18 protein-coding genes and 1 tRNA gene are annotated in these 18,657 nt (G+C 61.3%); 11 read left to right on the top strand and 8 right to left on the bottom strand.

Features of this window, described 5'->3' with window-relative positions; translation table 11 throughout:
- Nucleotides 1-113: 113 nt before the first annotated feature.
- Nucleotides 114-461 (bottom strand): hypothetical protein, encoded by a 348-nt coding sequence (locus SFY93_RS16310; protein ID WP_320443851.1) that lies wholly within the window; start codon nucleotides 459-461, stop codon nucleotides 114-116.
- A gap of 175 nt (nucleotides 462-636) precedes the next feature.
- Here SFY93_RS16310 and SFY93_RS16315 point away from each other — a divergent pair, with 175 nt between their 5' ends.
- Nucleotides 637-1,263, top strand: a complete 627-nt coding sequence (locus SFY93_RS16315) for a ParB-like protein (protein WP_068730593.1) — start codon at nucleotides 637-639, stop codon at nucleotides 1,261-1,263.
- On the opposite strand, the gene SFY93_RS16320 is transcribed toward SFY93_RS16315, so the two are convergent.
- The 3 genes from SFY93_RS16320 to SFY93_RS16330 all read right to left on the bottom strand — a co-directional run bounded on the left by SFY93_RS16320 (nucleotide 1,224) and on the right by SFY93_RS16330 (nucleotide 4,189).
- On the bottom strand, nucleotides 1,224-1,733 hold the full coding sequence (locus SFY93_RS16320) for an MgtC/SapB family protein (RefSeq protein ID WP_175367366.1): 510 nt from the start codon (nucleotides 1,731-1,733) through the stop codon (nucleotides 1,224-1,226). The genes SFY93_RS16315 and SFY93_RS16320 overlap by 40 nt on opposite strands.
- 26 nt (nucleotides 1,734-1,759) lie before the next feature.
- A complete protein-coding gene (locus SFY93_RS16325) occupies nucleotides 1,760-2,338 on the bottom strand; it encodes a peroxidase-related enzyme (RefSeq protein ID WP_320443852.1) in 579 nt (192 codons plus the stop codon).
- A gap of 90 nt (nucleotides 2,339-2,428) precedes the next feature.
- Complete coding sequence (locus tag SFY93_RS16330; RefSeq protein ID WP_320443853.1) at nucleotides 2,429-4,189, bottom strand: ATP-binding protein; 1,761 nt, start codon at nucleotides 4,187-4,189, stop codon at nucleotides 2,429-2,431.
- Between the two features lie 304 nt (nucleotides 4,190-4,493).
- Here SFY93_RS16330 and SFY93_RS16335 point away from each other — a divergent pair, with 304 nt between their 5' ends.
- The 9 genes from SFY93_RS16335 to SFY93_RS16375 all read left to right on the top strand — a co-directional run bounded on the left by SFY93_RS16335 (nucleotide 4,494) and on the right by SFY93_RS16375 (nucleotide 12,616).
- A complete protein-coding gene (locus tag SFY93_RS16335; protein WP_320443854.1) occupies nucleotides 4,494-5,390 on the top strand; it encodes a LysR family transcriptional regulator in 897 nt (298 codons plus the stop codon).
- A 182-nt stretch (nucleotides 5,391-5,572) separates the two neighbouring features.
- Complete coding sequence (locus SFY93_RS16340; protein ID WP_116660334.1) at nucleotides 5,573-6,577, top strand: Bug family tripartite tricarboxylate transporter substrate binding protein; 1,005 nt, start codon at nucleotides 5,573-5,575, stop codon at nucleotides 6,575-6,577.
- Nucleotides 6,574-7,443, top strand: coding sequence for an amidohydrolase family protein (locus tag SFY93_RS16345; protein WP_092151377.1), 870 nt, complete (start codon nucleotides 6,574-6,576; stop codon nucleotides 7,441-7,443). Before SFY93_RS16340 ends, SFY93_RS16345 begins: the two co-directional genes overlap by 4 nt.
- Before the next feature lie 28 nt (nucleotides 7,444-7,471).
- Complete coding sequence (locus SFY93_RS16350) at nucleotides 7,472-8,194, top strand: PIG-L deacetylase family protein (protein WP_089267177.1); 723 nt, start codon at nucleotides 7,472-7,474, stop codon at nucleotides 8,192-8,194.
- Entirely contained in the window at nucleotides 8,191-8,877 is a 687-nt protein-coding gene (locus tag SFY93_RS16355; RefSeq protein ID WP_320443855.1) for a 4-carboxy-4-hydroxy-2-oxoadipate aldolase/oxaloacetate decarboxylase, read from the top strand. Before SFY93_RS16350 ends, SFY93_RS16355 begins: the two co-directional genes overlap by 4 nt.
- Nucleotides 8,878-8,900: 23 nt before the next feature.
- Nucleotides 8,901-9,749 (top strand): ABC transporter substrate-binding protein, encoded by an 849-nt coding sequence (locus SFY93_RS16360; RefSeq protein ID WP_320443856.1) that lies wholly within the window; start codon nucleotides 8,901-8,903, stop codon nucleotides 9,747-9,749.
- 152 nt (nucleotides 9,750-9,901) lie between these two features.
- A complete protein-coding gene (locus SFY93_RS16365; RefSeq protein WP_068730601.1) occupies nucleotides 9,902-10,861 on the top strand; it encodes a catechol 2,3-dioxygenase in 960 nt (319 codons plus the stop codon).
- A gap of 72 nt (nucleotides 10,862-10,933) precedes the next feature.
- Nucleotides 10,934-12,355 (top strand): purine-cytosine permease family protein, encoded by a 1,422-nt coding sequence (locus tag SFY93_RS16370; protein ID WP_175367361.1) that lies wholly within the window; start codon nucleotides 10,934-10,936, stop codon nucleotides 12,353-12,355.
- A gap of 187 nt (nucleotides 12,356-12,542) precedes the next feature.
- Nucleotides 12,543-12,616: transfer RNA gene (locus SFY93_RS16375), tRNA-Gln, on the top strand.
- Between the two features lie 194 nt (nucleotides 12,617-12,810).
- On the opposite strand, the gene SFY93_RS16380 is transcribed toward SFY93_RS16375, so the two are convergent.
- Complete coding sequence (locus tag SFY93_RS16380) at nucleotides 12,811-13,611, bottom strand: YdcF family protein (RefSeq protein ID WP_320443857.1); 801 nt, start codon at nucleotides 13,609-13,611, stop codon at nucleotides 12,811-12,813.
- Between the two features lie 394 nt (nucleotides 13,612-14,005).
- Here SFY93_RS16380 and SFY93_RS16385 point away from each other — a divergent pair, with 394 nt between their 5' ends.
- Nucleotides 14,006-14,701 carry a N5-glutamine methyltransferase family protein gene (locus tag SFY93_RS16385; protein ID WP_320443858.1) on the top strand — a complete coding sequence of 232 codons (696 nt, stop codon included), beginning with the start codon at nucleotides 14,006-14,008 and terminating at the stop codon, nucleotides 14,699-14,701.
- 48 nt (nucleotides 14,702-14,749) lie between these two features.
- Here the strand turns inward: SFY93_RS16385 and SFY93_RS16390 are convergent, their stop codons facing one another.
- From SFY93_RS16390 to asnB, 3 genes are read right to left on the bottom strand one after another with little or no spacing between them, the layout of a single operon-like run.
- On the bottom strand, nucleotides 14,750-15,016 hold the full coding sequence (locus SFY93_RS16390) for an acyl carrier protein (protein ID WP_320443859.1): 267 nt from the start codon (nucleotides 15,014-15,016) through the stop codon (nucleotides 14,750-14,752).
- Nucleotides 15,017-15,054: 38 nt separating this feature from the next.
- Entirely contained in the window at nucleotides 15,055-16,623 is a 1,569-nt protein-coding gene (locus SFY93_RS16395; RefSeq protein ID WP_320443860.1) for a class I adenylate-forming enzyme family protein, read from the bottom strand.
- Nucleotides 16,623-18,653, bottom strand: a complete 2,031-nt coding sequence (asnB, locus tag SFY93_RS16400) for an asparagine synthase (glutamine-hydrolyzing) (protein ID WP_320443861.1) — start codon at nucleotides 18,651-18,653, stop codon at nucleotides 16,623-16,625. Before asnB ends, SFY93_RS16395 begins: the two co-directional genes overlap by 1 nt.
- Between the last annotated feature and the right edge of the window lie 4 nt (nucleotides 18,654-18,657).

An 18,657-nucleotide genomic window follows, 5' to 3' on the forward strand; every position in this document is an offset into this window, starting at 1 on the left:
GGTCCGCCGTATAGAGTCGATTGCCCGTATATCGGAGCGGGGGCGGCAGTTCAATGCAGTTGAGCGCCCGCTCACCAGCCCCTGTGGGCTGTGGAAAGAGGGTTTGGCGCGCCTCAGCCGTGCGGCGCAACAATATGGGCGCAGTCCCGGCGGCCCATCAACACGCAATCCTGGGTTTTGCGGAGATCGGCGATGCTGACCGCGAGCCAGATCCCGACACCCACAAGGATTACCGTAAAGCCGAAGGCTGCGCTATTGGCCAGCATCCGGTGGCGGAAGTCGTCGGGGTCGTCCTGTGTCTGTTGATAGCGGGACAGGTCGCTGGCGCCGGTGGTTTGGCGGCGGCGGGGGTGGTCGGCAGGAGCGGTGGGATGGTGTGGCAGCGTAGCCGAGGTGCGGGGCACGAAGCGAAGCACGCGGTGCTCGTCATCTTCTCTGATAATCGGCTGCTGGGTCTTCATGGTCGTGGGTCTGCGCATGCAATGTCGCAGTGTAACACGAGGCGGCCGCTTCGCGCAGATAAAGTCCGCATGGCACGGATGCGGCAATCGGCAGAGATGACGTGGAACTGATCCGCATCGGCGCAGCGGCCATGCCATAGTTCGTTCCAGAAAGACGTCAGATATGGGAGGCCACATGCCGAACACACGCGAACCGTTGTTGCATCCGGTCCCGATCCTGTCGCTGCGGCCAACGCAGATGACGGTGGGCATGCGCGAGGTGAAGGAGAAGCGCAAACGCTGGCGTGCGCATAAATCGAAGCGCAAACAGGCCGAGCTGCTCGGCCAGCACATGATCCCCGTGGTGCTCGGGCCGGATCAGCGCCATTACGTGGTCGACCACCATCATCTCGCACGTGCGTTGCATGACGAAGGCGTGAAGGATGTGCTCGTCACCGTGATCGCGGATCTCACGATGGTCGATATGAAAGCCTTCTGGGGCGTACTCGATCACCGCCGCTGGGCCTATCCCTATGACGCCAAGGGCGAGCGACGGCACTTCAAGGACATTCCGAAATCGGTCACGGGCCTGAAGGACGATCCGTTCCGCAGCCTGGCCGGCGAAATTCGCCGCGCCGGCGGCTATGCCAAGGACACCACGCCGTTCAGCGAATTCCTGTGGGCGGACCTGTTTCGCAGCCGGCTTTCCACCAAGGAGGTCGAGGCCGATTTCGCCAAGGCACTGGAGAAGGCGCTGGCGATCGCCAAAAGCAAGGATGCGATCTATTTGCCCGGCTGGTGCGGACCGGCGTCCGACGACTGAGGCGCATCCATCGGAACCGACGCGGGATCGCCTTTGCCGCCGAGCACGCGATGCAGGGCACGTTCGATCCTTCCGCCGAGCAGCAGCACGAGGAAGGCGATCACGACCGAAACGGTGACGATGCGCCAATGGCCGGCGCCGCACATGATGCCGACACAGGCGGTCAGCCAGACGCAGGCGGCGCTGGTCAGGCCGCGGACACGGAAATGCCGCTCGGCATGAAAGATCACGCCGGCACCGAGAAAGCCAACGCCTGTGAGTATGCCCTGAATGACCCGGCTCCCGGCATCCGTGAAGCCGCCTTTGCCGAGCGGATCGGCCAGCACCACGATCATGGCAGTGGCCAGGCTGACGAGCCCCAGCGTGCGCACGCCCACGGGCTTGCCGTGCAGATCGCGGTTGAGGCCGATGGCGCCGCCGACGAGGGCGGCGATGCCGAGACGTAGGATGATGTCCGTCCAGTCGAGCAATGCGAGATCCTTCTAAACCCGTGCCACTATTTCGGCAGCCGGCCCATCGTATAGAATTCGTCATTCGGCTTCATGTTGGTGACATTGGCCATCCGGTTCGACAGCGCGAAGAAAGCCGAGATCGCGGTGATGTCCCAGATATCGTCGTCGCTGAAGCCGTGGCCGGAGACCTCGGCGAAATCCTGCTCGCCGATGGTCTCGGCGGACCGGCTCACTTTCATGGCGAAATCCAGCATCGCACGCTGCTTCGGCGTGATGTCGGCCTTGCGGTAGTTGACGGCGATCTGGTCGGCGATGGTCGGGTTCTTGGCGCGAATGCGCAGGATCGCACCATGCGCGATGACGCAATAATGGCACTGGTTGGCGGCTGACGTCGCGACCACGATCATCTCACGCTCGGCCTTGGTCAGCCCGCTGTCCTTTTCCATCAGGGCGTCGTGATAGGCGAAGAACGCGCGGAATTCGTCGGGGCGATAGGCCAGCGACAGGAACACGTTTGGCACGAAGCCGGACTTTTCCTGCACGCCCATAATGCGCGTACGGATGTCCTCGGGCAGCTTGTCGAGGGCGGGTGTCGGAAAGCGTTTCGCAATCGGCTGGGTCATCTGGCGTTCCCGTGAACGTTTCTGTTTCACGAGACCATAGGCGATCACGCCGTCACCGCAAAGCGCTTGCGGCAATGCATGCCGATGCGATTAACGCAGCGGCTTTTTGAGCAGCGAGAAGCGATCCGGATCGAGGCCGAGCGAGGGTTGCAGCATCGGGGCTTCGACGCTGCGGCTCGGCGTCGCCAGCGGGCGTTCGATGAAGCCGGGATCGTTCGGTACCTCGCGATGCGAGGTGGCGCCGCGCCAGCGCTCCAGCACCGCGCTGACGAACTGCATGTCGTGACCCGCAGCTACCGACGGCACCGTCGCGATGGTAGCTTCGGAGCGCGGCAGCTGATGCGGCGGCACTTCCTTGAAACGCAGGCGGGTCGGCAACGCGACGCCTTCACCGAAGGCCAGGACTTCGCGGGTGCCGAGTGACGGCACGAAGGAGAGCAGGTTGGCAGCGGCATCCGACACCGCGGAGCGCAGCAGGGCCTGGTCGCGCTCGTTGGCGAGGCGCATGGCGAACAGTGTGTTGCACTGGGAAATGATCGTGGCGTCGAGTTCTGCCGGACGCTGTGTCACAAGGCCGAGATAGACGCCGTATTTGCGACCTTCCTTGGCGATGCGCGACACTGCCTTGCGGGTCGGGCCAAAGCCGATATTGCGGTCGGCGGAGGCGTAGCGATGCGCTTCCTCGCAGACGAACAGCAGTGGCGAGGCGCCGTCGCTCCACAGGCCGAAATCGAATGCCATACGACAGAGCACCGACACCACGCTATCGACGACTTCCGCGGGGAAGCCGGCGAGCTGCATGATGGTCATCGGCTTGCCGTTGGCGGGCAGGCGGAACAGATGGCTGATCACTTCCGCCATGGTGTCGCCGCCGACATTGGCGTTGTCGAACATGAAGGCGTAGCGCGGATCGTTCTTCACCGCTTCGATGCGCGAGATCAGCTTGTGATACTGGATGCGCGACGAGCGGTTCTCGAGCTTGCCCATGCGCTCGTCGATCAGCGAGATCAAATCGACCAGGCGATAAGGCACCGGCGTATCGACGGTGTAGCCGATGGTCTTGGGATCGATGCGCTTGAGGCCAATGCGGTCGGCGTTCTGGTATTGCGTGTAGATGCCCTTGGCGATCGGGATAACTTCCGAGAGGATTTCGAGCTCTTCGGGCACGCCGGGGCGACCGGCGAACAGCACGTCGACGATTTCCTCGAAATTGAACAGCCAGAACGGCAGTTTCAGATTGCGCGGGTTCAGCACCAGCGACTTATCGCCGAAGCAGCGGCCATATTCGTTATGCACATCGAGCAGGAAAATGCGCAGATGCGGGCGCGACTTCAGGATTTCGTTGAGCAGCAGTGATACGCCGGTGGATTTACCGACACCGGTGGAGCCGAGCACCGCGAAGTGCTTGCTCAGCATTTCCTCGACGTCGACATAAGCGGCGACCGACTTGTCCTGCTGCAGCGTGCCCACGTTGATCTGCTCGGAGCCGGACGGCGCATAGACCGTGCGCAGATCGTGATTGCTGATCAGATCGACGATGTCGTCGATCGTGGGATAGTTGGTGACGCCGCGCTGGAATTTGGCCTTGTCTCCGTGCCCCATGATCTCGCCGAGCAGATCGACCGAGGCGCTCGCGATATACATGTCCGATGCATGCATGTTCTCGGCGGACACTTCCGTGATCATGGCAATGATGGTCGAGGAGGCGCAACGGATGCTGACGAAGCGGCCGACGGTGCCGCGCATCTCCGAAGGCGTCATCGGGTTCACGGCGAGCAAGCCGACCCGGGCCAGCGAGCCGCGAACTGAGATAATGCGCCCGAACGACGCCGCTGCGTTTAAACTGGTCATTGATGAATTCGCGTCTCACGCCCCGGTTGGGCCGACTATGCAGGTCAGGGACTGGACAAATTGTTAAGGCGCGTCCGCGGGCTATCGGTGGGCTCTGCTCGTCAAACTTGCATTGCGGAATTAGCTCCGCACTGGAGCGCGGAAACTCCGGCACTGGATACCTTGTCGCGCGTAGCTGGCGATCTGGCTTTACGCGGTTTTAACCAGCCCGCGAGGTCGGCATAGGCTGGCGTCCTGACCTTGCGTGGCTCGTCGTCGCCGCGTTATCTCAGCGCGGTCGCCTTCGGCCGTGCACGGACCTCTCATGCGCATCGATTTTCCCGGCCTGCAGGCGTTTCTGAGTATCGCGGAGCGGGGCAGCTTCTCTCGTGCGGCCGCGCACCTCAATCTGTCGCAGACGGCGCTGAGCCACCGGATCAAGAAACTGGAAGAGGATCTCGGCTTTCAGCTGCTCGCCCGGACCACGCGGCAGGTGGCACTGACCCCGGCCGGGCTGGAACTGCTGCCAACCGCGCGGCGGATGATCGGGGAACTCTCCGACACCATCGATTTGCTGCGGGCACGGGGGCGCAAGCGGCAGGAGCACATCGCGCTCGGCTGCCTGCCGACCATCGCCGCCTATCATCTGCCGCGGGTGCTGAAGCAGTTCAATGCGGTGCATCCGGGGATTTCGATCAAGATCCACGACAATTCAGCCAGCGAGATCGCCACTTTGGTGCAGTCCGGCCAGGCGGAGTTCGGCATCACGATCACCGCGACCAATATATGGGATCTGGCTGTGACCCCGCTGATCAAGGAGCGCTTCGTCCTGTTGTGCACGAAGGATCATGCCTTTGCGCAACGCAAGTTCGTGGCCTGGTCGCATCTCGAGGATATGCCGCTGATCCGTATCAGCCCGCAGGCCGGCAATAGGGCCCTGATCGACGACGCGCTTGGCCATCGCCGCGATAAGCTGAACTGGCGCTATGAGGTGCAGCATCTGCAGACGGCGGTAGGTATGGTGTTCGAGAAGCTCGGCATCGCCGTGGTGCCCAGTATCGCAGTGGCGACGCAGGGAACGGCAGGCTTGATCGCCGTTCCGCTGCGTAATCCCAGCGTCAGCCGCACGGTGGGCATCATTGTCAAGCGTGGACAGCCAGTCAGCAAGCCGGCGCAGGCGCTGATCGACCTGACCCGCAAATACTTCCAGGCTGCGGGATAATCGACTCGGCAGGATATATGCAGGAAACTGCACGATTATCCCAGATTTCTCATTTGTTTCATATATCGGAATTGGTTACTGCGGGAGCAGAACGGTCCATAGCCCTGTCGCGATGACGTGACGGCCACGGGTACCGACATAAAAACGGCAAGGGTGGACGCATCAGGCGTCTTCAATCCATCATGACGCTCCGCTTCCCGACCAGGCTCAAGCATCTGCTGAGCGCCGCGCATTTGGCGCTCGGTGCGATATTCCTCACGAACGCGGTACCTGTGGCGCAGGCCCAGTCCGGCTATCCGACCAAGCCCATTCGCGTGATTGTGCCGTTCGCGGCCGGTGGCGTCGCCGACATCACGATCCGCATCGTGGCCGAGAAGCTCGGCGACAATCTCGGCCAGCGTCTCGTGATCGAGAACATGCCGGGCGCGGGCGGAGTCGTTGCGGCGCGCGCAGTACTGTCGTCGCAGCCGGATGGCTATACGCTGGCGCTGCTCAGCAACGGCACCGCCGTCAGCGTACCGCTGTTCAAGAGCTTGCCATTCGATCCCGTGAAGAACTTTGCGCCGATCTCCAGCATCGGCTTCTTCGATTTCATCGTCGGCACCAATACGAATTCGCAGCACAAGACGCTAGCTGACGTCATCAAGTTCGCGCGCGACAATCCGGGAAAATTGAATGTCGGCACCATCAGTGTCGGCAGCACCCAGAACCTGTCGGCCGAATTGCTCAAATCCACGGCCGGGATCAACTTCCAGATCGTGCCCTATCGCGGAACGCCGGAAGTCATTGTCGGGCTGCTGCGCGAAGACATCGATGTGATGATCGACAACTATGTCGGGATGAAATCCGCGCTGCAGGATGGCAAGATGCGTCCAGTCGGGACCACGGGCGAATCCCGTTCGGTGATCCTGAAAGACGTGCCGACGATGATCGAGGGGGGCGTGAAGGGCTATGACGTGGTGTCATGGAATGCGCTATTCGCACCGTCAGGTACGCCGCCCGAAGCGATTGCGCGGTTGAATGCGGGCCTGCGCGAAGTATTGGCGATGCCCGATGTGAAGCAGAAGCTGCTCGATCTCGGCATCGAGGCAAAAGCCAGTTCGCCCGAGGAACTGAAGGCCCGCCTGGTTGACGATATCGCGAAGTGGACCGCCGTGATCGACAAGGCAGGAATTCCAAAACAATGACGAAACCCACCGTTCCCGGTCCCGATCCGCACACCAAGACGCCGAAGTTCAAGCTGCCGCCGCTGGCCTGTGATGCGCATACGCATATTTTCGGGCCCGGCGCCAAATATCCCTATGTCGGTTCCTACATTCCGCCGGACGCGCCGCTGGAAGATTTTCAGGCGCTGCACAAGAAGCTCGGCATCGGCCGTGCCGTTATCGTCAATGCCAGCGTGCACGGGACGGACAACCGCGTGGCGCTCGATGCGATTGCGGTGAGCGGCGGGCGTTACCGCGCGGTGGCCAATATCGATGGCACGATCACGGAGAAGGGCCTGCGCGAACTGCATGAAGGCGGCTTCCGCGGTTGCCGCTTCAACTTCGTGCGACATCTCGGTGGCACGCCGGACATGAAGGTGTTTCACCGCATCATCGATATGATCGCGCCGATGAACTGGCATGTCGACCTGCATTTCGATGCGGTCGATCTGCCTGATTATGCCGACCTGCTGGCAAAGCTGCCGGTGATCTACACTATCGATCACATGGGGCGCGTGAAGGCTGCGGATGGCCTCGAACAGAAGCCGTTCCAGACGCTGATCGACTTGATGCAGCGCGACGAGAAATGCTGGGTGAAAGTCTCCGGCTGCGAGCGCGTCACCTCGATGGGGCCGCCATTCACCGACGCGGTGCCATTCGCGAAGAAAATCTGCGAGACTGCGCCGGATCGCGTGATCTGGGGGACCGACTGGCCGCACCCCAACGTCAAGGCGATGCCCAATGACGGCGATCTCGTCGATCTGATCCCGCTATTTGCGCCGGATGCAGAGATTCAGCAGAAGATCCTCGTCGACAATCCCGCGCGATTGTTTGAATTCGACACTTAAGCGACGCGAAAATCCGAAGGAACATCCGATGTCCAAAGCCAAGACCGGCCTCGTCGTCTCAGCCCATCCCGGCGATTTCGTCTGGCGCGCCGGCGGCGCCATCGCGCTGCATGCCAAGAAGGGCTATCGCGTGAAGATCGTCTGTCTCGCATATGGCGAACGCGGCGAGTCGCAATTTGCCTGGAAGCAGGCGGGTATGACGCTCGACAAGGTCAAGGCGGGACGGAAAGACGAAGCCGAGCGTGCGGCGGCGTCGCTCGGCGCCGAGATCGAATTTTTCGATGCCGGCGATTATCCGTTGCATCTGACCGAAGCGCATAAAGAACGGCTGATCGATATCTATCGGGAGCTCAATCCGAGTTTCGTGCTGACGCATTCGCTCGAAGATCCTTACAATGTCGATCATCCCGCAGCGACCGCCGCCGCGCAGGAGGCCCGCATCATCGCGCAGGCGATGGGGCACAAGCCTGAAGCGGAATATAGCTACTCGGCGCCGCCGGTGTTCCTGTTCGAGCCGCATCAGCCCGAGATGTGCAATTTCAAGCCCCAGGTGATCCTCAACATCGACGAGGTCTGGGACATCAAGCGCAAGACGTTCGAAATTCTCGCTGCGCAAAAGCACCTCTGGGCCTATTACGAGCGCGTGGCCTTGCAGCGCGGCATGCAGGGCGGCCGCAACACCGGCGCGGCCATGACCTATGGGGAAGCCTATCAGCGCCTGTTCCCGATGACCGTGGAGACACTGGCATGAAACCCGTCGTCGTCAGGAATATTCAACGCGCGGATGCCGACGTCGTACAGCGGCTCGGTGCGCTCGGCGTCTCCACGGTGCACGAGGCCTATGGCCGCTTTGGCCTGATGAAGACCTATATGCGCCCGGTGTGGTCCGGCGCGGAGGCTGCCGGCACCGCGGTCACGGTGCTGGCACAGCCCGGCGACAATTGGATGCTGCATGTGGCCATCGAGCAGTGCAAACCCGGCGACATGCTGGTGGTGGCCTGCACGGCTGATAACACCGACGGCATGTTCGGCGATCTGCTCGCGACGTCGCTGAAGGCGCGCGGTGGCGTCGGTCTGATCATCGATGCCGGCTGCCGCGATATCAAGACGCTCCGCGAGATGGGCTTTCCGGTGTGGTCGCGCGCGATCTCCGCGAAGGGGACGGTCAAGGCGACGCTCGGCGCGGTGAACGTGCCGGTGGTCTGCGCCGGCGCGCAGGTGACGCCGGGTGATGTCATCGTCGCGGATGAAGACGGCGTCGTGGTGATCCCGCGCAAACATGCTGCGGAGGTTGCGGTGAAGGGCGAGAAGCGTTTTGCCGAAGAAGACGCCAAGCGCCAGAAGCTGGCTTCCGGTATTCTCGGCCTCGACATGTACAATATGCGGGAGCCGCTCGCCAAAGCGGGTCTGGTTTACGTCGACGATCCCGATTAGGCCTGAGCGGCGAGGAGGCTGGCATGCGGCTCCGTATTCTGCTCGGCGATCATCCGCATACGGCTGCGCTGAAATCCGGCGCGATCACATCTGATCTCGTCGAACTGGACTTTGCCGTGTACACGCCGACCAACAAGGGCTTCAAGCCCATGGTGCGCGACGGGGCCTTTGACGTCGCCGAAATGGCCATCGTCACCTATCTGATGGCTAGGAGTTACGACAAGCCGATGGTGCTGCTGCCTGATGTGATGATGGCGCGGCATCAGTTTGGCTTCGCGGTCACGAACCCCGGGGCTGGTATTGCCGGACCTAAGGATCTTGAAGGCAAGCGCGTCGGTATTCGATCGTTTACGACGACAACGGGCGCGTGGCTGCGCGGCATGCTCGCCAATGACTACGGCGTCAATCTCGATGCGATCGAATGGATCACCTTCGAGGAGCCGCATGTCGCTGAATATGTCGACAGCACCACCAAGGCACCTGCCGGCAAGGCGATCATGCAGATGCTGTTCGATGGCGACCTGGACGCCGTGCTCGGCGAGAAGAGCGACGATCCACGGGTGGCGCAGTTGTTCCCAGACGTGGCCGCTGCAGAGAAAGCCTGGCTTGCCAGGCATGGTGTGGTGCCGATCAACCACATGGTGGTCGTCAGCAAGCAATTGTCCGATACGCGCCCCGATGTGGTGCGCGAGATGCAGCGGATGCTGGAAACGAGCAGGGCGGCTGCTACGGGCAAGAGCCTGTCTTTCGATGCGGATGCCATGAATCGTTCGCTGGCTCTCATTACAGACTATTCTGCGCAGCAGGGGCTGATCCCGCGCAGGTTCAGCGTTGATGAGCTGTTCGACGACGTGACGCGCGCGTTGCGATAGCGCGCCGTCGCCCTCATCCTGAGGAGCGGTCGTCTTCGACCGCGTCTCGAAGGATGAGCGCCCAATTCCTCATGGTTCGAGACGCGCGAAGACGCGCTCCTCACCATGAGGGGATCGAGTAAGCTCGACTAGAATACTGGAGGAAACGACCAATGACTCCCGAACCCATTTTCGATCTCGCCCATCTCGGTCATCTCGAATTGCTGACGCCGAAGCCGGACGAGAGCCTGAAATTCTTCGTCGACGTCATGGGCATGACCGTGTCGGGCCGGCAAGGCGAGTCGGTCTATCTGCGCGGCTGGGACGACTATGAGCGCTATTCGCTGAAGCTGACGGCGTCGAACACATCGGGTATGGAGCATATGGCGCTGCGGGCCCGCAGCCCACAGGCGCTGGAGCGTCGTGTCGCGGCACTGAAAGGCTCTGGCTACGATATCGGCTGGACCGACGGCGATCTCGGCCATGGGCCGGCATTTCGCTGCCGCGATCCCGACGGACATATCGTCGAACTCTATTACGAGACCGAATGGTACGAGGCGCCGCCAGAACTCAAGCCGGCGCTTAAAAATCAGGCGCAGCGCTATCCGGCGCGCGGCATCAATGTGCGGCGGCTCGATCACCTCAATTGCCTCGCGGTGGACATCAAGGCCAATCGCGAGTTTTTCGAGCACTATATGGGGCTCCGGCTGACCGAGCAGATCGTGCTCAATGACGGCACGGAAGCGGCGATGTGGATGACCATGTCGAACAAGAGCTACGACTTCGCCTATTCGCGCGATCACTCCGGCACCAAGGGGCGCTTTCACCACGTCACATACGCGCTCGACAGCCGCGAAGACATTCTGCGCGCGGCTGATATCTTTCTGGAAAACGGCGTCTTCATCGAGACCGGCCCGCACAAGCATGCGATCCAGCAGACCTTCTTCCTCTATGTCTATGAGCCCGGCGGCAACCGCGTCGAAGTCGCCAATGCCGGCGCACGGCTGATCCTGGCGCCGGACTGGAAGCCCATCGTCTGGACCGAGGAGGAGCGCAAGAAGGGTCAGGCCTGGGGCCTCAAGACCATCGAGTCGTTCCACACCCATGGAACGCCGCCGGTGCCCCACAAGTAGCAAGCCCCTCTGCCGGGATTGGTACGCGTCTTGCTTTGTTGACGTCAGGTTGTTTCTGACGTGGGGGCGAGCATGACTAACTCTGAGTTGCGGGCAGACATCCACAGTATCGAACCGATCCCCGATGCCGACCGGGATTCCACCGGGCCGCAGCAGATGTGGATCTGGGCCGGCGCCAATATCGCGCCGGTGAACTGGGCGCTCGGCGCGCTTGGTATCATTCTCAAGCTCGGTCTGTGGGAAACCATCGCGGTCATCGTCATCGGCAATGCGGCGGGCTCCGCGATCTTCGCGGCCTTCACGGTCATGGGCCACAAGACCGGCGTCAACCAGATGGTCCTCGCGCGCTCGGCCTTCGGGCGCCGCGGCGCCTATTTGCCGAGCCTGTTGATGTTCCTGATGACGCTCGGCTGGATCGGCGTGAACACCTATTTCCCGGTCAAGATCTCGATGGCCATTCTCGGCCAGTTCGGCATCGCCGATAGCTGGTTCGCCAATCTAGTCGTGATCACCATCGTGATGGTCACGCAGGTGGTGATCGGCACCTATGGTTTCTATGCGATCCGCACCTTCGAGAAATACACCGTGCCGGTCACGGTGGTGATCATGGTGCTGATGAGCGTGCTGGCCTGGAGCCAGCCCGGTGTCGTCAACTGGAATCACACCACGTCGCTGCCGCCGGGGCCGCATCTGGCGATGCTGTCGCTGCTGATGACCGCCGTCGGCGTGGGCTGGGGCATTTCGTGGGTGACTTGGGCGTCGGACTATTCGCGCTTCGTGCCGCGCTCGACATCATCGAAAGCCGTGTTCTGGTACAGCTATGTCGGCATGTTCGTGCCGTCGGTGTGGCTAGCTATTCTCGGTGCCACCATCGCGTCGGTGACGCTCGACACCGATCCCGCCAAGATGGTCTCGGCCGTGTTCGGCGGCGTCGCCAGCATTCTGGTGCTGCTGCTGGTGCTGCACGGGCCGATCGCCACCAATATCCTCAACGTCTACTCGTCGGCGCTCGCGGCGCTGAGCATGGGCGTCCGCTTCTCGCGGACGATGCTGGCGCTGATCGTTGGCGTCGCCGGCTATGCGGTGACGGTGTATTTCATCTTCGCGCCGTCCTTTGCCAAGGCCTTCGACAACTGGCTGATCAGCCTGCTGATGTGGATGAGCCCCTATGCCGGCGTGGTGTTGGCCGATTTCTTCGTCAGGCGGAAGAGCCAGATCGATATCGCCGAACTCTACAAGTCGCCGGAGACCAGCATCTATGGCGATATCAACTGGAGCGGCATGATCGCGTTCTTCGCCGGACTGATCGCCACCTGGCTGTTCCAGGATGGCCTGGTGCCTGCGTTGCAGGGGCCGATCTCGATCAACCTTCTCGGCGGCGCGGATCTGAGCTGGCTGGCGGGCATCGTCGTGGGCGGCGGTGTCTATCTGGCGCTCAGCAGGCGCCTGGCGCCGGAGCCGATGGCCATCCCGGTCGGTGGACCGGGCGAATAGGGCGAGGCGACCGGGCAGGCCGCGCCTTGTGTGGCCTGCCCATTGCCAGTGGTGTCAATGAGCTGTCATTTCCGTCCAGAGGCCTTGCGCTTTGTCCGGCGGACGGGCTAGAACGCGCCCGAACGAGATGAGCATCTCTGTTCCGACCGATTCCAGACTGGATTTTCCTGTAAGTCTCTGAATCGTTTGGGGAATGGTGTAACGGTAGCACAACAGACTCTGACTCTGTTTGTCTAGGTTCGAATCCTAGTTCCCCAGCCACACTCGAATTTCCCTTCGTAGATCAAAGACTTCTAACCCGCAGCCGTTTCGAGAAAATCCGGTGGTCCACAACAATGGCCCATACGAGGCCCGAATAGCGTCCGGGCATTACCTGCGACGGCGTGGCTATAGATGGCTTTTGGCTTCCGATGGCCTGCGGCGCTTGCCGCTTGCCATGTCTCTGGCCCAGAGAATCAACGTTCATCGGCGCCCGGCAGCAAGTCGTCGATCCGCCCCGTGATTCGATAGGCAATGAGCCCGAACCATTCGCGCACCGCAATGTCGGTCCGCGACAGCCCGTCGAGGGCGAGGGTGGTGAAGGAAAGTGCGTCGCGCCGACCGCCGACCCACCAGTCGACCGGATAAGCCTCGACCGGAAATCCGGCTTTGCGAAACAAGCCAATCGATCGCGGCATATGGAACGCTGATGTCACCAGAACCCAGCGCTCGCCCGCCTTCGGCGCCACGAGCGCTTTGGTGAATTCGGCGTTCTCATGCGTGTTGCGCGATTGCCGCTCCATGAGCAACCGCGATCTGTCGACTCCAAGGCTCTCGAAGATCGCGGCGGCGTAATCGGCCTCTCTGGCATCCGACACCAGCCTCGGACTGCCGCCGGTAAACACCACACGTGCATTCGGATATTGTCGCGCCAGCGCTGCGGCTGCGATGATGCGGTCGGGCGAGCGACGGACGACCGGCGTGTCACGCGCAAGTGAAACATCGGCATCGATCGAGCCGCCGAGCACGATGATGCCGTCAGGCGCACGCTGTCCCGGATCCCAGGGCGGGAAGCGCGATTCAAGCGGATAGAGCAGCAATCTTCCAGCCGGCGAAAACGCGGCCACCACAAGCAGCACGGCGGCTGTGATCATAAGCCCGCGGCCAAGCGAAGAAAGTCGTGTTGCCGAAAGGATCGCGCCGAGCACACCGAGGCCGATCAGGAAATTGACCGGCGCAAGTGCGTTGCCAAGAGTCTTGGACAATATAAAAAACAACGTAAGGCCTCAGCCTCGTTGATACCAAGAGCGCCATAGCAGCAAACGGCCAACGAAGCCATCGTCACGAATCGTTAGCTCGCCGGACAGGGTGCCGGATCGCCGCGGCCCCGTTCATGAGAACTTGAAAAGCGGGACAGGCAAATACCACGCAGCCTCGAAGTGGCCGAAGTCAGAGCGAGGTCTGCGTCGTCGGATGACCACGCAGCCGGTGGGGCGCCGCATCGCCAAAATGCGTAAGGTGCGCTGCCGAAAACAACTGCATTGCCGCTATCGGCCCATCTACCTCATTGTGACTACCGCCATTGCCACATGGACAGGGCATGGTTCTGTCCGGTGCATGGTCACGCCGCATGCAACAGTTATCGCGCAACGTCCAGGCAGGGTGACCGCAATGAGCGAAGTGATCAACGTCGCCAAAGCTTACGATAAGGGACGCACGCTATTTATGGGAATAGAGCTGCTGGTTGCACCCGGTGCGCTCGTGCCCCGGCCGGAAACCGAATTGCTTTGCGCGAGCGCTGTCGATGCTCTGCGTCAGTTGAACGTGCCGGAACCGCGGGTGATCGACATGTGCTGCGGCGCAGGCAATCTGGCATGCGCCATCGCTCTCAAGATCCCCGACGCACGCGTCTGGGCGAGCGACCTAACCGATGGATGTGTTACTGTCGCACGTCGCAATGTCGCCTATCACGGACTCACGCAACGCATGTCGGTGCTTCAGGGCGATCTGTTCGACGCTTTTTCAGATCTGTCGCTGGATGGGACCATCGACCTGATCGTCTGCAACCCACCCTATATCTCGGAAACGCGACTCAAAGGCGATCGTGCCCCCTTGCTCGAACTCGAACCACGTGAGGCATTCGCAGCCGGTCCTTACGGACTTAGCATCCATATGCGGGTTACGAAGGACGCAGTCCGACATTTGCGGCCGGGCGGCATCCTCTTGTTCGAGGTCGGCTCCGGTCAGGAGCGGCAGGTGACAACCCTTCTTGAGCGCAACAAGAGCTACGAGAGCATCAGCGTGGTAACGAACGAAACGGGCGAAGGCCGCGTCGTTATGGGATACCGCAAAGGTGCAAGCTCCTGAACCGCTGCGGTGGCGTTCGAGGCACGGTCTGGACGCTGCAGACAAACATCAGCTCTTCTTGCTCATGACGAAGCGTGCAATTCCCTCGATGGAATCGAGGTTCTCAGGCAAGAGCTCGCTGTCTTCGACCGTGATGCCGAAGGTCTCCTCGATGAACCCGATGACCTCGAGCACTCCCGTCGAGTCGATGATGCCTTGATCGAGCAGCGATGTGCCGACCTCAAGCGAGTTGGCTTCAGCAATGTAGAAGTTCGACAGCAAGAAATCGCGAACTTGCCTTCGATAGGTCTCGAGTGGTTCCCTGACTAGCAACATGTTTCAACTCCAATGCGTAAAGAAAAGTCACGATCGGATCATTCGGAAATCGACTCCTGCAGTGCTCTCTTGTTGAGTTTTGCTGTATTCGTTCGCGGCAGGCTAGGCACGATCACAATACACTTCGGCACCATGAAGCTTTCGAGGCGTCGCTGGCACTCTTTTTGAATCTGCTTCTCGCTCAGTGTTATGTCCTGCTCGATAACGACAAACGCCTTGACCGCCTGTCCGAGGAGCTCATCGGGAATGCCGATGACCGCGGCTTCCCTCACGCCCGCAATATCCATCAGTACGTTCTCCACTTCCTTGGGAGCGATCTTCTCGCCTCGGGACTTTATGATCTCGTCGCTGCGGCCAACGAAGTAGAGGTAACCTTCCGCGTCCATCCGGCAGTAGTCACCGGTGTACAGAACCTGCTCGCCTGGCAGCGGACCAGCCTTGAGTTTTCTGGCCGTGGCCTCTGGCTTGCCCCAATAGCCTCGCATCACCGTCGCGCCGCGAATGACAAGCTGGCCGACCACGTCGGGGCCCACGCGTCTGTCGCGCTCGTCGAGAATCCACATCTCGGTATTCGGGATGGCGATCCCTACGCTCAGCGGCTTTCGATCGATATCCTCCGGGGGCAGAAAGGTGCAGCGCTTGCATTCAGTGAGGCCGTACATGGAATAAATGCGCGCTTCCGGGAACAGATCCTGCAGCAGACGGATGTGCTTCATCGGCAGTGCAGCTCCGGTGTTCGTGACATAGCGGATACTCGAGAGATCGTGCTCCTTGATCGACTTGAGCCCCGACAGTGTCGAGAAGATCGTCGGCACGCCGGGCAGGCCGGTCACCCGCTCCTCGGCGATGAGCCCGAGAATCTGTGCTGGAAAAGCGAATGACCGTTCGAGGACCAGCCGCGCTCCCGTGCGAAACGCCATGATCATTTGATACAGGCCGTAATCGAAGGCGAGCGGCAGGACATTCAAAATGACCTCGTCTTCGCGTAGCGCGAGATATGAGGCGATCGACGTGCACGCGGCCAGCATGTTCCGGTGCGTCAGCATCACGCCTTTGGGATCGCCCGTCGATCCAGAGGTGTACACGATGGCCGCAAGATCGATATCGATGGAGCTGCGCGCGGGAGCTACGTCGTGGCCGGCGGCGCCTGCCTCGCTCCAGCGTACCGCATGGGGCAGCCCCGTCAGCTCGGCGTCGTCGATGGGCCCGGAAACGATCACCCGCCGCAATGACGGGCATGCCTGCGCGGGCTCCTTGAATATAGGCAAGAGATGCTTGTCGGTGATAAGTGCCGACGGTTGGCAATCATTGAGCAGGTAGCCAAGCTTGTCGCGCTTGGTGAGCGGATTGACGATGCACACCACGGCATTCGCCTTCAGCACGGCCCAGAAACTGACGACGGTCTCCACAGTGTTGTCGGCAAAGATAATCACCCGATCGCCACGTCCGACTCCGCTCGTGACCAGATAATTCGCGATTGCGTTGGAGCGCGCGTCGAGCTCACCATAGCTGATGCGATGCTTGCCGCACACCAGCGCCACCTTTTCACCGAGATGACGGGCGGAGTGGATGAGGTAATCATGCAGGAGGGGTACGGGACCATGCATCAGGAAAGGGCCCCCTCAACCCGGTGCTCGCGATCGATATCGACGGTCAGCTCCAGAGCGTGGCGCCCACCAGGACGGCTTGCGATGAACTGTTGATGCAGGAGCTGGGTCGATAGCACGCCGACCAGCGCCATGTTGTCGGAGTTCGAGAGATCGCCGTTGCCGGTTGCGGCCTGTGTCCGGCACTTGCTCCGCAGGCGCGCGACCGCGTCGGGATCGAAGACGTTTGCTTCGCGAATAGCCGTTTCCGAAAGCGCGTCGTCGATATAGGTGGGCGTATCGCGGCCAACGAAACATAGAGCGTCGGGCGCGCGGAACGGCTGCTTCTTGCGGGCGATGATGTCCGACGGCACGATCGGCTCTGCGACGCGCTTCAGAACGTGCTTCTCGTCAAGGACGCGGAGCTTGTAGGCGGGCGGCAGCGAATTCGCCAGCGCGACCACATCCTCGTCAAGGAAAGGAAAGCGTCCTTCAACTGAATGAGCCATGAGCATTCGGTCGCCCTGAGAAGACAGGAGATATCCCGACAGCAGTGTTTTGATTTCCAGATATTCATCCTGCGCGAGGGAGCTCCATTGCGTGAATTCCGGAGGCAGACTGGCGATCAAGTCGGAAACCGCATCGTGCCTCGCCGACTCCGCGCACATGTCGCTGGAGAACAGTCGTTTGATGCCGCTGGTCGTTCGCCAGCGGGTGTCATGCGCGAAGCCCGGCGCGGCGTGCTCCGACAGATTGCGCCCAAAAAACTGCCGGGCCATTGCCTGCTGCCGTACCGGCGAGCGTGTGAGATAAGGGTAGAGACGCTCAAGCAGTCGCGCGCGGCGTGTCGAAGTGGGTTGCCGGCCCCAGAACCGGCGGACCTTGCCTTCGCGAAAGAGATCGTAACCGGCAAACATTTCGTCGGCGCCTTCGCCGGACAGCACAACCTTGACGCCGCAGGCGCGCACCAGGCGCGACAGCAGGAACAACGGCGCTGGCGCGGTTCTCAAGATCGGGCGCTCGGTATGGTAGATGACCTGCGGAAAAATCTCGGCGATGTCACTGCGCGAAACCACCACTTCATGGTGCTCACTCCCGGTGACACGGGCAACCAGTCGCTGGAAGTCGGTCTCATCATATTCAGCGTCAGCAAAACGCAGTGAGAAAGTTTGGAAGCGTTCGCCGGCAAAGTGGCATCCCATTGCCGCAATAAGCGAACTGTCGAGCCCGCCGGACAAATAGCTGCCGACGCTTACGTCGGAGCGTACCATTCGAAGCGACGTCGCGGATTCCAAAGCGCTACGCACCTGCTTCACGGCATCGTCGAGTGAACCAGCAAACTGGCCGTCGCGCGAACTGGACAATTGGGGATATCGCGGCTTCCAGAACGCTTTCTCGCGAATGTCGCCGTTTTCATAAATGCGGAAATGTCCCGGGATGAGTTCCTTGATCCCTTGGAACACGCTCTGCGGCGGCACAACGGTCCAGAGAGTGAATGTCTGATCGATGCCGACTGGATCGAAGGTGCGGGGAATCACTGCATCCGCCGCGAAGATGGCCTTCACTTCGCTGGCGAAATACAGTCGACCTTCGCGCTCGCAGAAATGCAAAGGGCAAATGCCGGTGCGATCGCGCGCCAACACCAGACGACGGGCTACCGAGTCCCAGATCGCGAGCGCCCACTGTCCGGTCATCCGCTCGAAGGCGTTCTCGCCCCAGGCCCGATAGGCGTTGACGATGACCTCCGTGTCGCTGCGGGTCCGGAACCTGTAACCAAGCCTGATCAGCTTCTCACGCAACTCAACGTAGTTGAAGATTTCGCCGTTGAACACGATCCACGTCGTGCCGCTCGCGTCCGCGAGAGGCTGCTGACCGCTCGAAATGTCGATGATGGACAAACGGGCATGTGCCAATCCCGCGCGTTCGTCCCGGTATAGGCCGCGCTCGTCCGGGCCGCGATGGGCGAGCGCGCCGAGCATGCGCATCAAGGCTTCGCGAGAGGGGGGCCCTGCGGCGGCGCTTACTGACACTATGCCCGCGACACCGCACATGCAG

The organism is Tardiphaga sp. 42S5, assembly GCF_034044155.1.
Classification (GTDB): domain Bacteria; phylum Pseudomonadota; class Alphaproteobacteria; order Rhizobiales; family Xanthobacteraceae; genus Tardiphaga; species Tardiphaga robiniae.